The sequence below is a fragment of the Tabrizicola flagellatus genome (assembly GCF_046295235.1).
Lineage (GTDB): Bacteria > Pseudomonadota > Alphaproteobacteria > Rhodobacterales > Rhodobacteraceae > Tabrizicola > Tabrizicola flagellata_A.
Genome location: NZ_JBKBLV010000005.1, coordinates 44300 through 57362, shown reverse-complemented (window position 1 = coordinate 57362; position 13063 = coordinate 44300). Strand labels below are relative to the sequence as shown.

The window sequence follows — 13063 nt, the reverse complement described above, 5'->3', positions numbered from 1 at the left end:
CTGTGGCTGAAGATTCGGTCGGCGGACTCGTTGTTTCACGTGAAACATTCGCCGCGCTTCAGGCGCTCGAGGCGCTGGTCAGGCGCTGGAATCCTGCAATAAACCTTGTCAGCAAGACCACGCTGCCGGACCTATGGTCCCGCCATGTCGTCGATTCAGCACAGATCTTCGCGTTCCGTCCGAAGGGCGCCCGGACCTGGGTTGATCTTGGCTCGGGCGGGGGGTTCCCTGGCCTTGTCGTCGCCGTTCTGGCGCGCGAGTTGTCGCCAGAGATGAGTGTGACACTGGTCGAGTCCGATTTGCGCAAGGCGACCTTCCTGCGCCAGGCCGCCCAGTCACTCGGGCTTGTCGTCGACGTTCGCAGCCAGAGAATCGAATCTCTCCCGAACCTGCATGCTGATGTGGTGTCGGCCCGGGCGCTTGCGCCTCTTGCCGACCTCGTCGGCTACGCTGCCAGGCTGTTGCGGCCCGGTGGAACTGCAATCTTCCCCAAAGGTGCCCGCTTTGCAGAAGAACTGGCGGCAGCTCGGAGCGCCTGGGACTTTGACGTTGACACCCGGCCGAGCCTGTCTGATGGCGAAGCTGCAATTCTTGTGATCAGGAACATCGAACGTGCCAGCCATGATTGACAAACCCTACATCCTCGCGCTGGCCAATCAGAAGGGCGGCGTCGGCAAGACCACCACCGCGATCAATCTCGCCGCCGGCCTTGCCGAGCTTGGGAAGAGGGTTCTCCTCGTGGACATCGACCCTCAGGGCAATTCGTCCACCGGTATGGGCGTGCGCCCTGATGCGCGGAAGAAGACAAGCTACGATTTGATCGTAGATGGTGCTGACCTACAGGATGTTGTGCTTGAAACGGGAATTCCCGACATCATGATCATCCCCGCCAACGCGGACCTGTCCTCGGCCGACCTGGATATCGTGGCGATCGAGAAACGCAGCTTCCTGCTGCACGACGCCTTGCGCCGACCGGAAATGGACACCTACGGCTTCGATTATCTGCTGATCGATTGCCCGCCCGCCCTGAGCCTTCTGACGGTCAATGCGCTTGTCGCCGCTCACTCGGTACTGGTGCCGCTGCAGTGCGAGTTCTTTGCGCTGGAGGGTCTGTCGCAGCTGATGCTGACGATTCGGGATGTCCGGCGGTCAGCGAACCCGGATCTGCGGATCGAAGGCGTTGTGTTGACCATGCATGATCGACGCAATAGATTGACAGCACAGGTGGAGGCCGATGCCCGCGCCAATATGGGCGACCTGGTGATGAAAACGACGATTCCCCGCAACGTCCGAATCAGCGAGGCGCCGTCCTATGCGCTGCCGGTTCTGACCTACGATCCGGGCTCGAAGGGCGCGGAAGCCTATCGCGCGCTGGCGAGAGAAATTGCAGATCGCCGGAAAACCCCCGAAGTTTCAGAGGCCTGAGCATGTCCAAGAACGAAAGGCGCGGCCTTGGCCGCGGGTTGTCCGCCCTGATGGCGGATGTCCACCTCGCAGGTCCGGAACAGATGGCAACGGCGCGGAAAGCAGAGTTGCTGGTGCCAGTGGAGAAGCTGGAACCGAATCCGCAGCAACCGCGGCTGGATTTCCGGCAGGACGAGTTGGAGAGCCTGGCCGATTCGATTCGCAAGAAAGGCGTGATCCAGCCGCTGATCGTGCGGCGGAAGCTCGGCCGCGACAGCTATGAGATCGTTGCCGGAGAACGGCGCTGGCGGGCGGCGCAACTGGCGCAGTTGCACGAGGTTCCCGTTGTAGTGCGGGACCTTAGCGATACCGAAGTCCTCGAGGTTGCGATCATTGAGAACATCCAGCGTGCCGACCTGAATGCCATCGAGGAGGCCCTCGGTTTCCGGCAGCTGATGACCCGATTCGGCCATACGCAGGAGAAACTGGCCGAGGCGCTGTCGAAGAGCCGCAGTCATGTGGCGAATCTGCTGCGTCTGCTGACGCTGCCCGAGGATGTGCAGGATCTGGTGCGCGATGGAAAGCTTTCGGCTGGCCATGCACGGGCCCTGATCGGAAGCCCGAAAGCCAGTGAGCTGGCGGCGCAGATCGTGGCCAAGGGGCTTTCGGTCCGGGACGTCGAGCGCCTGATGAAGGCACAGGACGGCGCCAAGGCGGCTGCACCCAAGGCCATCAAGGGAAGAGAGAAGGACGCCGACACTCGGGCTCTGGAGGATGATCTTTCGGCGAACCTGAAGATGCCGGTGCGCATCGAACATTCCCCGGGCGGAGAGAGCGGGGAGCTGGTGATCCGATACGGATCGCTGGATGACCTCGACAGATTGTGTCGGATCCTTTCGCAAATACCAGATGAAGACTGATCAGTCCGCAGACTGACGATCAGCCAGCAGCGCGCGGAGGATCCCGTTCAGCATCATCACGCCACGGTCGGTGGTGCGGATGCGGTCGCCGTCCCGGGCAACAAGGCCGAGGGCCTCGACTTCGGCGAGGGCCGATGGAGAGAGCGGTTGACCGGCAAGTGCGGCGAAGCGCGAGAGCGACGCGCCTTCTCGGAGGCGGAGCGCGAACATGAGGTATTCGCTAGCGCGATCGTCGGCGGTCAGGCGGTCAGTGGTTTCGGCGGAACCTGGGGTGGCGAGGGTTCGGGTCAGCCACGGGGTCGGCTGGCGTTCGGCTTCGGTCGCGAATCGGGTCGAATCGAGGGTGAGTCGCCCATGCGCGCCGGGGCCGATCCCGGCATAGTCACCCATCCGCCAGTAGATCAGGTTATGGCGTGATTCGTCGCCGGGTCGGGCGTGATTCGAGACCTCGTAGGCGGGGAGGCCTGCGCTGCGGGTAATCTCCTGTGTCAGCTCGAACATGTCGGCCGACAGGTCCTCTTCAGGCAGGCCCTTGAGGAGGTTCTTCGCGTGCATCTGGCCGAAGACGGTGCCGTCCTCGATGGTCAACTGGTAGAGCGAGAGGTGCGACGTACCGAAGTCCAGCGCGCGGTGAAGCTCGTCGCGCCAGGCGGGCAGGGTCTGGTTCTGGCGCGCATAGATCAGGTCGATGGAGACGCGGTCAAAGGTGGATTGGGCGATGGCGATGGCCTTTGCGGCCTCGCCCACCGTGTGCATCCGGCCGAGACGGCGGAGGTCGTCCGGGTCAAGCGACTGGATTCCAAGGGAAACGCGGTTGACGCCGGCCTTGGCGTAGCCGTCGAAGCGGGCGGCCTCGACACTGCCGGGGTTGGCTTCCAGCGTGATCTCCACGTCGTTCGCAAGGGTCCAGGTGGCTCGGATGCGGTCGAGGATGCCCTGGACCGTGGCTGCTTCCATCAGCGACGGGGTGCCGCCGCCGAAGAAGACGGTGTTAAGGATGCGGCCCTGGGTCAGCGCGCCGATGCGGTCGATTTCAAGCTGGAAGGCGCGGAGCCAACGGGTCTGGTCGATGCGGGCGGCGACGTGGCTGTTGAAGTCGCAGTAGGGGCATTTCGACTGGCAGAAGGGCCAGTGTATATACAGGCCGAAGCCGGCGTGGCGCCAGTCGTCCATCTAAGCAAACAGGGCGGCAACGAGCTTGCGGAAGGCGTCGGCGCGGTGGGAGAGGCGGTTCTTCTCCCAGCGGTCCATCTCGCCGAAGGTCTGGGTGTATCCATCGGGCAGGAAGATGGGGTCGAAGCCATGACCCTGTTCGCCGCGACCCGGCCAGACGAGGCGGCCGGGAGATTTTCCTTCAAAGACAAGGTCCTGGCCGTTTTGGGACGCAAGGACCAGGGTACAGCAGAACTGAGCGATGCGCGGTTCGGGGGCGTGGATCGCCTCCAACTCGCGCCAGACCCGCTCCATGCCGACCTTGAAGTCGCGGCCTTTGGCGGTGGTGGCCCAGTCGGCGGTGAAGACCCCGGGCGCGCCGCCCAGGGCATCGACGGCAAGGCCGGAGTCGTCGGCCAGCGCGATAAGGCCCGAGGCTTTGGCGGCGGCATGGGCCTTGAGGCGGGCGTTGCCGACGAAGGTGGTCTCGGTCTCCTCGGGTTCGGGCAGGCCGAGGTCGCCGGCGCCTATGACGGTCACGCCGTAGGGGGCCAGAAGATCGGCGATCTCTTCCAGCTTGCCACGGTTGTGCGTGGCGACGAGAAGGCGATCCCCGCGGTGCAGCATTACAGCCCCAAGGCCGCGCGCTGCGCCGCGACCAGGGCGGCGTTGCCCTGGCGGGCGAGGTCGAGGAGATGGAGGAGCTCGTCCTGGCTGAAGGCGGAGCCCTCGGCGGACATCTGCACCTCGATCAGCTTGCCCGCGCCGGTCATGACGAAATTGCCGTCGGTCCCGGCGGCCGAATCCTCGGCATAATCGAGGTCGAGGACAGGCTGGCCAGCGTAGATGCCGCAAGAGACGGCGGAGACGTGGTCGAGGATCGGGTCAGAGGTGATGACGCCCGAGGTCAGCAGCTTGTTGACCGCAAGGCGCAGCGCAACCCAGCCGCCGGTGATCGAGGCGCAGCGGGTGCCTCCATCGGCCTGGATCACGTCGCAGTCCACGACGATCTGGCGTTCGCCAAGCGCCTGCCGGTCCACGCCGGCGCGGAGCGAGCGACCGATAAGCCGTTGAATCTCTTGCGTGCGGCCCGATTGTTTGCCCGCTGCGGCCTCACGCCTCGTGCGCGAGTTTGTCGCGCGCGGCAGCATGCCGTATTCGGCGGTGACCCAGCCCTGGCCGGTGTTCTTCAGGAAGGGCGGCGCTTTGTCCTCGATCGTGGCGGAACACAGCACATGCGTCTCGCCCATCTTGATGAGGCAAGAGCCCTCGGCATGTTTCATCACGTTGGTTTCGATTGAAACCGCCCGAAGATCGCTTAATTTTCTGCCTGACGGACGCATTGCCGGACCTTTCACTGGGATGCGGCCACATATGCAACCAGTGCCCAGGGATGCAACCCCGATTACCATGACCAGCCAGTCCATGCTCAGCGACATGAACGACCGGACGCGCGAGGTGTTTCGGCGGGTGGTCGAAGGGTATTTGTCCTCGGGCGAGCCGGTCGGGTCGCGCACGTTGACCCGGACCCTGTCCGAGAAGGTCTCGGCCGCTACGGTGCGGAATGTTATGCAGGATCTGGAATATCTGGGCCTGTTGGACAGTCCGCATGTGTCGGCAGGTCGGGTGCCGACGCAGCTGGGCCTCAGGATGTTCGTGGACAGCCTGCTGGAAGTGGGCCAGGTCGCGCCGGAGGATCAGGAGAAGATCGACGCGACGCTGGGGATCAACGATCAGGATGTGACTACGCTGCTGGATGAGGTTGGGGCGGCGCTGTCGGTGATTACCCGCGGGGCGAGCGTGGTGCTGGCGCCAAAGCGCGAAGCGGCAATCCGGCATATCGAGTTCGTGAGTCTTGGCCCCGATCGCGCGCTGGTGGTGCTCGTCTTTGCCGATGGACAGGTGGAAAACCGCGTTTTCGTTCCGCCGCCGGGACAAACTCCATCCTCGATGCGGGAGGCGGCCAATTTCCTGAACGCCCTTGCCGAGGGGCGGACGCTGTCGGAACTGCGGGCCAGCATGGCGACCGAAATCGCCCGGCGCCGGCAGGAGATCGATTCGCTCGCGCAGGACCTGGTCGAAAGCGGGCTGGCGCTGTGGGAGAACGCGGGGGAGCCTTCGGAGCGGCTGATCGTGCGGGGTCGGGCGAACCTCATCGACAACGTGGCGGATCAGGCCGAGATCGAACGGATCCGCGTCCTGTTCGACGACCTGGAGCGCAAGCGGGACATTGCCGAATTCTTGAACCTGACCGAGGCCGGCGAGGGTGTGCGCATTTTTATCGGGTCGGAGAACAAGCTTTTCTCACTTTCCGGTTCAAGTCTGGTGGTTTCTCCCTATATGAACGCGGATCGGAAGATCATCGGCGCGGTGGGCGTCATCGGTCCGACTCGGCTGAACTATGGCCGCATCGTCCCGATCGTCGATTACACCGCCCAGCTGGTGGGCCGCCTGGTCAGTGACCGCGGCAAGGCGTGACAGAAGGACGTGACGATGTCGCAGGAAGAAACCACCGCTTCGCAGGTGGAGCTTGAACAGTTTGAAACCCCGGAAGTCGATGAGCTGGAGGCCCTCCGGGCCGAGCGCGACGAGCTGCGCGACAAGTTCATGCGGGTACTGGCCGATGCCGAGAACAGCCGCAAGCGGGCCGAGCGCGACCGGAAAGAGGCTGAAATGTACGGCGGGACGAAGCTCGCGCGCGATCTGCTGCCGGTCTATGACAACCTGAACCGCGCGCTCCAGGCGATCCCTGAGGAAAGCCGTGCGGCCTCGGCGGCGCTGATCGAGGGGGTCGAGCTGACCCTGCGCGAGCTGACCAATGTGATGACGAAGCACGGGATCACGATGATCTCGCCCGCCGTGGGCGACCAGTTCGACCCGCAGCTGCATCAGGCGATGTTCGAGGCCCCGTTGCCGGGGACGAAGGCCGGGCAGATCATCCAGGTGGCGACGGAAGGGTTCCTGCTGCATGACCGGCTCTTGCGCCCGGCGCAGGTCGGCGTGTCGTCGAACACGGCGGAATGACGTGTTGGGTGCGCTGTAGCACACCCTACGACAAGCCTTTGAGTTCATAGACCAGTTTCAAGGCGTCCATCGGGGTGAGTTCATCCGGATGGACGCCCTTCAGCCTTTCCTCGACCGCTGAGACCTTCTGCTTTTGCGGCGAGGGTGCAGGCGGTGCCGCACGAAAAAGGGGCAGGTCGTCGATCAGCGTGGCCTCGTTGCCGCCCTCGCGGTCGCCCTTCTCCAGCGCCTCGAGCACGACTTTCGCGCGTTCGATGACGGACGGCGGCAGGCCCGCCAGCCGCGCGACCTGGACGCCATAGCTGCGGTCGGCGGCGCCTTCGCGCACTTCGTGCAGGAAGATCACTTCGCCTTCCCATTCCTTCACCGCAACGGTCGCGTTCCTGACCCCCGGCAGCTTGCCCGCAAGCGCCGTCATCTCGTGATAATGCGTGGCGAACAGAGCGCGGCAGCGGTTGACCTCGTGCAGGTGTTCCAGCGTGGCCCAGGCGATGGAGAGGCCGTCGTAGGTCGCTGTGCCGCGGCCGATCTCGTCCAGGATCACCAGCGCGCGGTCGTCGGCCTGGTTCAGGATCGCGGCGGTTTCGACCATCTCGACCATGAAGGTGGAGCGGCCCCGGGCGAGATCGTCCGACGCGCCGACCCGGCTGAACAGTTGCGAGACGAGGCCTATCCGGGCTGACGTGGCGGGGACATGGGAGCCCGCTTGCGCCAGAAGGGCGATCAGAGCGTTCTGGCGCAGGAAGGTGGATTTCCCGGCCATGTTCGGGCCGGTCAGCAGCCAGATGGCGGGCGTATCCCGGTCGGTCAGCGCCCAGTCATTGGCGACGAAGGGCTGACCCTCGCGCCTGAGGGCACGCTCGACCACCGGATGCCGGCCGCCGGTTATCTGGAAGGCGCGGCTGTCGTCCACCACGGGGGCGCACCAGTTTTCCTCGGCGGAGAGATCGGCGAAGGCGGCGGCGAGGTCGATCTCGGCCAGTGCCCGGGCGGCCAGCGCAATGGGGGCGGAGGCGTCGAGGATTTCGGCCTTGAGGGCGGAATAGTGCCGCTTCTCGAGCTCCAGCGCATGGTTGGCCGAGTTCAGGATCCGGGTTTCGAGGTCCGACAGCGCAAGCGTGGTGAAGCGGACCTGGCCGGCGGTGGTCTGCCGGTGGATGAAGAGCTCGGGCATGGCGCGCATGCGCTCTTCGTGGGTGGTCGTCGTCTCGATGAAATAGCCCAGCACGTTGTTGTGCTTGATCTTCAGGCTGGCGATGCCGGTTGCCTCGACATACTCGGCCTGCATCCGGGCGATGACGCCGCGGCCTTCGTCGCGCAGGCTGCGCGTCTCGTCGAGTTCGGGGTCGTAGCCGGGTGCAATATAGCCGCCGTCGCGGGTCAGAAGCGGCGGCTCGGCCACCAGCGCGCGCGTCAGGAGCGCGACGAGGGAGTCATGCCCGACCAGCGCGCCGGCGGCCTCGGACAGGAGGGGCGGGGCCTCGGCCAGCAGGGCGGCAATCTGGCCGGCCTGTTCAAGGCCAGCACGGATCGCGGCCAGGTCACGGGGGCCGTCGCGGTCGAGCGCAAGGCGTGAAAGCGCGCGGTCGATGTCGGGGACGCGGCGCAACGCCTCGCGCAGCCGGTCGCGCAGAGCGGCCCTTTCCAGCAGGAAATCCAGCGCTTCCTGGCGGGCGTGGATGACCTGCAGGTCGAGCGAAGGCGAGGAGAGGCGGCGTTCGAGAAGGCGCGCGCCGCCGGCAGTGACGGTCCGGTCGATTGCTGCGAGCAGCGAGCCTTCCCGGCCACCGGAGAGGGCCTGTGTAAGTTCCAGGTTCCGCCGGGTTGCGGCGTCGATCTGCATGACCCCGCCCGTCGTCTCGCGCACCGGGGGCGAAAGGCGCGGCATCTTCCCCCGCTGGGTGAGGTGCAGGTAATCGACCAGCGCGCCCATGGCCGAAACCTCGGCCCGGTCGAACGTGCCGAAGGCATCCAGCGAGGCGACGCCGAAGAGATCGCAGAGCCGCCGTTCCGCGTTGGTGGAATCGAAGCTGCCGCGCGACAGCGGCGTGATCGAAAGACCGGCATCTCCGAGGGCCGGCACGATGTCGCGTTCCCGCGCCTCGTTCAGCAACAATTCGCGAGGGGCAATGCGCGCGAGGTCCGGGCCAAGGCGGGTCAGCGAGGATTGCATGACCCGGAACTCGCCGGTCGAGATGTCGGCCCAGGCCAATGCCCCCTGGTCGCGGACCTCGGAGAAGGCGGCAAGGAAGTTGTGGCGGCGGGCTTCGAGAAGCGAATCCTCGGTCAGGGTGCCGGGGGTGACGAGGCGGACGACATCACGCCGGACCACGGCCTTTGAGCCGCGTTTCTTCGCTTCGGCCGGGTCTTCCAGCTGTTCGGCGATGGCGACGCGAAAGCCCTTGCGGATCAGGGTGAGGAGATAGCCCTCGGCCGAATGGACCGGAACGCCGCACATCGGGATCGGTTCGCCCAGATGCAGGCCGCGCTTGGTCAGCGCGATGTCGAGCGCGGCGGCGGCGGCCACCGCGTCGTCGAAGAACATCTCGTAGAAATCGCCCATCCGGTAGAACAGCAACGCGCCGGGGTTCTGGGCCTTGATCTCCAGATACTGCGCCATCATCGGCGTCACGGCGTCGTCGGTCACGTCTGCTCTCCGCTTGGTCCGCAGAGACTACCCTTTGCGCTGCAAGTGGGAAAGGGCGCAGCATCTGGCTGCGGGTGGAGCCTCCGGCGGGAGTATTTGGGCAAAGGGCAAGCGGCTAGAGGACGTAGCGCGAGATGTCGGCAGAGCGGGCGAGGGCGCCGATGTTGGTCTCGACGAAGGCGGCATCTACCACGACCGAGGCGCCGGATCGGTCGGGGGCGTCGAAGGACAGCTCCTCGAACACACGTTCCATCACCGTGTAAAGCCGCCGGGCGCCGATGTTTTCCACGCTGCGGTTCACCTCGGCGGCGATGCGGGCCAGGGCTGCGATGCCATCGGGGGTGAAATCAACCTTCACGTCCTCGGTCGCCATCAGCGCGGCGTATTGCCGGGTCAGGGCATTGTCGGTCTCGGTCAGGATGCGGACGAAATCTTCTTCGGTCAGCGGCGCCAGCTCCACGCGGATCGGCAGGCGGCCCTGGAGTTCGGGCAGCAGGTCCGAGGGTTTGGCGATGTGGAAGGCGCCCGAGGCGATGAACAGGATATGGTCGGTCTTGACCGGGCCGTGCTTGGTGGAAACGGTCGTGCCCTCGATCAGTGGCAGGAGGTCGCGCTGGACGCCCTCGCGGCTGACATCGGCGCCGCGGGCGTCGGACCGGGCGCAGATCTTGTCGATCTCGTCGAGGAAGACGATGCCGTTTTCCTGCACCGCCTCCAGCGCCGCGGCCCGCACGGCCTCGTCGTCGAGCAGCTTGTCGGCTTCCTGTCCGATCAGCACCTCGTAGCTTTGCGCGACAGTCATCCGCTTGCGGGAGGAACGGCCGCCAAAGGCCTTGAACAGGTCCTGCAAGCCCTGCATCTGGGTTTCCATGCCGGGCATCCCGAAGCCGAGCGGCATGGCGGGGGCGGCGTCGGCGACCTCGATCTCGATCATCGTGTCGTCGAGTTCGCCGCGCTTCAGCTTGCCGCGGAAGGTCTCGCGCGTCTGTTCGCGGGCGTCCTTGCCGGCGATGGCGTCGATCACCCGATCCTCGGCCGACTTCTGGGCCCTGGCCTTCACGTCGTCACGCATCCGGGCGCGGGTGTCGTTGATTGCGACATCGACAAGATCGCGCACGATGGAATCCACGTCGCGGCCGACATAGCCAACCTCGGTGAACTTGGTCGCCTCGACCTTGAGGAAGGGCGCCTTGGCCAGCTTGGCAAGACGGCGGCTGATCTCGGTCTTGCCGACGCCGGTCGGGCCGATCATCAGGATGTTCTTCGGATAGACCTCGTCGCGCAGGTCGTCGCCAAGGCGCTTGCGGCGCCAGCGGTTGCGCAGTGCGACGGCGACGGCGCGCTTGGCTTCCCTCTGGCCGATGATGAAGCGGTCAAGCTCCGAGACGATTTCGCGGGGGGTGAGGTCGGTCATTCGGTGGATCCGTATGGCGGCAGGCGGGATTTGCCGGGGAAATCGGGCAGCATCTGCATGACCCTGGCGCGCAGCTGGACCCACCAGGTGCCGATTGCCGTGATGAAGGCGCCAAGCAGGAGGAGGACGAAGATCCAGCTGGTGCCGCCGCCTTCGCCCATCAGCCAGGCGATTACGATGGCGATGTAGACGATGGCGGCGGTCAGGAAGCTGCGGCGGTCGATGACGAGGGCCAGGATCGCGATCAGGACCAGGGCGACGGCGAGTGCCCCGGTTCCGCCGCCGTTCAAGAGCGTCACGGCGACAGTGTTCACCAGCGCCGGCGCGGCGAGCAGGTGGCACCAGAAGGCGGTGGCGGAATGGCGGCCCAGGCGGTGCGGATCGCGCGTGTCGAACCACATTCCGACGAGGAAGGCGCCGATGCCGAAGGCGAGGGTGGCGGTGGCGAAGGCCGGGCTTTCGCTCAGGTCGAACATGGCGCGATAGCCTTCGGGGCCGGCAAGACCGATGAGGTTGGAGGCCGATGCGGTAAGGGAGTAGATCGCCCCCAGCAGCGCGGCCCCGGTCAGGAAGGCCGCGAAGGGCAGGCGGAAGCGCCGGTACCACAGCATCAGCGCGACGGCCGAGGCGAGGAAACCCAGGATACCGAGGGCGCGGGCGTCAAGCCCGACCTGACGCAGGACAGAAAAGACGAAGAGCATGACTCCGGCGCCGAACGCGCTGGCAAGGACCATGGAAGGCAGGGTCATCCGGCGTTTCAGCGTGAAGTAGCCTGCCCACCACCACGCGATCGCCGCCGTCGCGAGCGGCACCAGGGTCAGGAGGGCAAAGCCTCCGAAGGCTGCGAGCAGGGCAGTGACGCCGGACAGCAGGATCACCAGGCCGACCGAGATGAAGATTTCCGAGAAGCCGCGGAAGAACTCGAACGGTTCGTCTTCCTGGGGCAGTGTGGCGCGTTTGCCTGCACGCTGGTTGGCCAAGGTGGCAAGCGAGGCGGCCTGCGCTTCGCTGACAATTCCGGCGGCAACGGCGGCGCGCAGATCTTCAGGGGTCATTCGGAACCTTCTTCGGCAGGAAACCGTTCAACCTCAGATAAGGGGTTTGTGGCGGCAAACCAAGTCGGGTATTCTGGTATCTACTATGGTATATACATCAGAAAAGTGTAATTACACGATGTATATATTTGCAGATTGGCTTGCAAGAGCCTGAAAAAGAAGAATAACAGAATGTCAGTCGCTTTTCGTGGGAGTGAGTGAATGTTGGAAGAAGGCCCGAAGCGGTTGAGCATCGCCGAGAAGCGAGCGATGAACGGCACACTGGTACTCGGTGCCCGCAGTCAGGTCGAGGACCGGCCGGACGAGATTCTGGCCGAGGGCCACTGGACCGATGCTGTCCTTCCCGAACAGGCGCGGAAGAAACTGATCTCTCTGCGGGTCGATCCGGCGGTCCTGGAGTTCTTCAAGGCGCAAGGTCCCGGCTACCAGACCCGGATGAACGCCGTCCTCCAAGCCTACATGCAGGTCAAGAAGGAGATGGGCCAGGGCTGACCGGCTGGCCGATCCGTTCGACGGTCAGGTTGCCGTTGGTATAGACGCAGATGTCGGCCGCGATGGCCATGGCGCGACGTGCGATCTCCTCGGCGGATAGGTCGGTCAGCATCAGGCCGCGGGCCGCGGCGAGGGCGAAGTTGCCGCCCGAGCCGATGGCGGCCACGTCGTGTTCCGGCTCCAGCACGTCGCCTGCACCGGTGATGACGTAAAGCGCGCTGCCATCGGTGACGATCAGCATGGCTTCGAGATTGCGCAGGTACTTGTCCATGCGCCAGTCCTTCGCAAGATCGACGCAGGCGCGGGCCAGTTGGCCGGGGGCCGTCTCAAGCTTCTTTTCCAGCCGTTCCAGAAGCGTGAAGGCGTCGGCGGTCGATCCGGCGAAGCCGACCACCACGTCGTGCCCCCCGGGGGACAGGCGGCGCACCTTCCGGGCAGTGCCCTTGATGACGGTCTGGCCCAGCGAAACCTGGCCGTCGCCGGCGACAACGACCTCGCCGCCGCGGCGGACCGCAAGGATCGTGGTGCCGTGCCAGCCCGGAAACCTTTCGTCGGCCATCTTGCCCTCCATTTGTCCCTATATGGCGGCGGTAGTCGTGAGGCTCAAGTCAAACGAAAAAACCCGCGCCTCGGGGGCGCGGGCGTTCCTGGCGATCCTGGATCGGATCAGCGGCGCAGGCCGAGGCGGGTGATCAGCGAGGAGTACCGCGCTTCGTCCGTCTTTTTCAGGTAGTCCAGCAGCTTGCGGCGCTGGGCGACGAGCATGAGAAGGCCACGACGCGAATGGTTGTCGTTCTTGTGGCTCTTGAAATGCTCGGTCAGGGTGGCGATCCGCGAGGACAGGATGGCGACCTGGACTTCGGGCGAGCCGGTGTCGCCTTCCTTGGTCGCGTATTCCTTGATGACGCGGGCCTTCTCTTCAACGGTGATCGACATCGTGGTCTCCTGTGAATGG

General features: G+C 65.2%; 14 protein-coding genes. 6 read left to right on the top strand and 8 right to left on the bottom strand.

What is annotated here, in order from left to right; all coding sequences use genetic code 11:
• The first annotated feature begins 2 nt into the window (after positions 1-2).
• From rsmG to ACK4IU_RS03170, 3 genes are read left to right on the top strand one after another with little or no spacing between them, the layout of a single operon-like run.
• Positions 3-629, top strand: a complete 627-nt coding sequence (rsmG, locus tag ACK4IU_RS03180) for a 16S rRNA (guanine(527)-N(7))-methyltransferase RsmG (RefSeq protein WP_409731597.1) — start codon at positions 3-5, stop codon at positions 627-629.
• Positions 622-1425 carry a ParA family protein gene (locus ACK4IU_RS03175; protein ID WP_409731595.1) on the top strand — a complete coding sequence of 268 codons (804 nt, stop codon included), beginning with the start codon at positions 622-624 and terminating at the stop codon, positions 1423-1425. The genes rsmG and ACK4IU_RS03175 overlap by 8 nt, the downstream gene beginning before the upstream one ends.
• A 2-nt stretch (positions 1426-1427) precedes the next feature.
• Positions 1428-2324, top strand: coding sequence for a ParB/RepB/Spo0J family partition protein (locus ACK4IU_RS03170; RefSeq protein ID WP_409731593.1), 897 nt, complete (start codon positions 1428-1430; stop codon positions 2322-2324).
• Here ACK4IU_RS03170 and hemW read toward each other — a convergent pair whose 3' ends face one another.
• The 3 genes from hemW to rph are packed head-to-tail and all read right to left on the bottom strand — an operon-like array spanning position 2325 to position 4819.
• On the bottom strand, positions 2325-3497 hold the full coding sequence (gene hemW, locus ACK4IU_RS03165) for a radical SAM family heme chaperone HemW (protein WP_409731591.1): 1173 nt from the start codon (positions 3495-3497) through the stop codon (positions 2325-2327).
• The gene (rdgB, locus tag ACK4IU_RS03160; RefSeq protein ID WP_409731589.1) at positions 3498-4103 is read right to left on the bottom strand and encodes an RdgB/HAM1 family non-canonical purine NTP pyrophosphatase; all 606 of its coding nucleotides are present in this window, start codon (positions 4101-4103) and stop codon (positions 3498-3500) included.
• The gene (rph, locus tag ACK4IU_RS03155) at positions 4103-4819 is read right to left on the bottom strand and encodes a ribonuclease PH (protein ID WP_409731587.1); all 717 of its coding nucleotides are present in this window, start codon (positions 4817-4819) and stop codon (positions 4103-4105) included. The genes rdgB and rph overlap by 1 nt, the downstream gene beginning before the upstream one ends.
• Positions 4820-4886: 67 nt before the next feature.
• On the opposite strand from rph, the gene hrcA reads away from it, so the two are divergent.
• Positions 4887-5954, top strand: a complete 1068-nt coding sequence (gene hrcA / locus ACK4IU_RS03150; protein WP_409731585.1) for a heat-inducible transcriptional repressor HrcA — start codon at positions 4887-4889, stop codon at positions 5952-5954.
• 15 nt (positions 5955-5969) lie between these two features.
• Positions 5970-6500, top strand: a complete 531-nt coding sequence (locus ACK4IU_RS03145; RefSeq protein WP_409731583.1) for a nucleotide exchange factor GrpE — start codon at positions 5970-5972, stop codon at positions 6498-6500.
• A 25-nt stretch (positions 6501-6525) separates the two neighbouring features.
• Here the strand turns inward: ACK4IU_RS03145 and mutS are convergent, their stop codons facing one another.
• The 3 genes from mutS to ACK4IU_RS03130 all read right to left on the bottom strand — a co-directional run bounded on the left by mutS (position 6526) and on the right by ACK4IU_RS03130 (position 11616).
• Positions 6526-9147 carry a DNA mismatch repair protein MutS gene (gene mutS / locus ACK4IU_RS03140; RefSeq protein WP_409731581.1) on the bottom strand — a complete coding sequence of 874 codons (2622 nt, stop codon included), beginning with the start codon at positions 9145-9147 and terminating at the stop codon, positions 6526-6528.
• 115 nt (positions 9148-9262) lie between these two features.
• Positions 9263-10561, bottom strand: a complete 1299-nt coding sequence (hslU, locus tag ACK4IU_RS03135; RefSeq protein ID WP_409731579.1) for an ATP-dependent protease ATPase subunit HslU — start codon at positions 10559-10561, stop codon at positions 9263-9265.
• Positions 10558-11616, bottom strand: a complete 1059-nt coding sequence (locus ACK4IU_RS03130; RefSeq protein ID WP_409731577.1) for a hypothetical protein — start codon at positions 11614-11616, stop codon at positions 10558-10560. Before ACK4IU_RS03130 ends, hslU begins: the two co-directional genes overlap by 4 nt.
• Before the next feature lie 201 nt (positions 11617-11817).
• Between ACK4IU_RS03130 and ACK4IU_RS03125 the strand changes: the two genes are divergently transcribed.
• A complete protein-coding gene (locus ACK4IU_RS03125; protein WP_409731575.1) occupies positions 11818-12108 on the top strand; it encodes a BrnA antitoxin family protein in 291 nt (96 codons plus the stop codon).
• On the opposite strand, the gene hslV is transcribed toward ACK4IU_RS03125, so the two are convergent.
• A complete protein-coding gene (hslV, locus tag ACK4IU_RS03120; RefSeq protein ID WP_409731573.1) occupies positions 12083-12667 on the bottom strand; it encodes an ATP-dependent protease subunit HslV in 585 nt (194 codons plus the stop codon). The genes ACK4IU_RS03125 and hslV overlap by 26 nt on opposite strands.
• Positions 12668-12774: 107 nt before the next feature.
• Entirely contained in the window at positions 12775-13044 is a 270-nt protein-coding gene (rpsO, locus tag ACK4IU_RS03115; RefSeq protein ID WP_409731571.1) for a 30S ribosomal protein S15, read from the bottom strand.
• Positions 13045-13063 lie beyond the last annotated feature (19 nt).

Coding starts and splice junctions, on each gene's coding strand:
- ACK4IU_RS03175 (WP_409731595.1), top strand. CDS start 622: ATGATTGACAAACCCTACATCCTCGCGCTGGCCAATCAGAAGGGCGGC.
- ACK4IU_RS03170 (WP_409731593.1), top strand. CDS start 1,428: ATGTCCAAGAACGAAAGGCGCGGCCTTGGCCGCGGGTTGTCCGCCCTG.
- hemW (WP_409731591.1), bottom strand. CDS start 3,497: ATGGACGACTGGCGCCACGCCGGCTTCGGCCTGTATATACACTGGCCC.
- rdgB (WP_409731589.1), bottom strand. CDS start 4,103: ATGCTGCACCGCGGGGATCGCCTTCTCGTCGCCACGCACAACCGTGGC.
- rph (WP_409731587.1), bottom strand. CDS start 4,819: ATGCGTCCGTCAGGCAGAAAATTAAGCGATCTTCGGGCGGTTTCAATC.
- hrcA (WP_409731585.1), top strand. CDS start 4,887: ATGACCAGCCAGTCCATGCTCAGCGACATGAACGACCGGACGCGCGAG.
- ACK4IU_RS03145 (WP_409731583.1), top strand. CDS start 5,970: ATGTCGCAGGAAGAAACCACCGCTTCGCAGGTGGAGCTTGAACAGTTT.
- hslU (WP_409731579.1), bottom strand. CDS start 10,561: ATGACCGACCTCACCCCCCGCGAAATCGTCTCGGAGCTTGACCGCTTC.
- ACK4IU_RS03130 (WP_409731577.1), bottom strand. CDS start 11,616: ATGACCCCTGAAGATCTGCGCGCCGCCGTTGCCGCCGGAATTGTCAGC.
- ACK4IU_RS03125 (WP_409731575.1), top strand. CDS start 11,818: ATGTTGGAAGAAGGCCCGAAGCGGTTGAGCATCGCCGAGAAGCGAGCG.
- hslV (WP_409731573.1), bottom strand. CDS start 12,667: ATGGCCGACGAAAGGTTTCCGGGCTGGCACGGCACCACGATCCTTGCG.
- rpsO (WP_409731571.1), bottom strand. CDS start 13,044: ATGTCGATCACCGTTGAAGAGAAGGCCCGCGTCATCAAGGAATACGCG.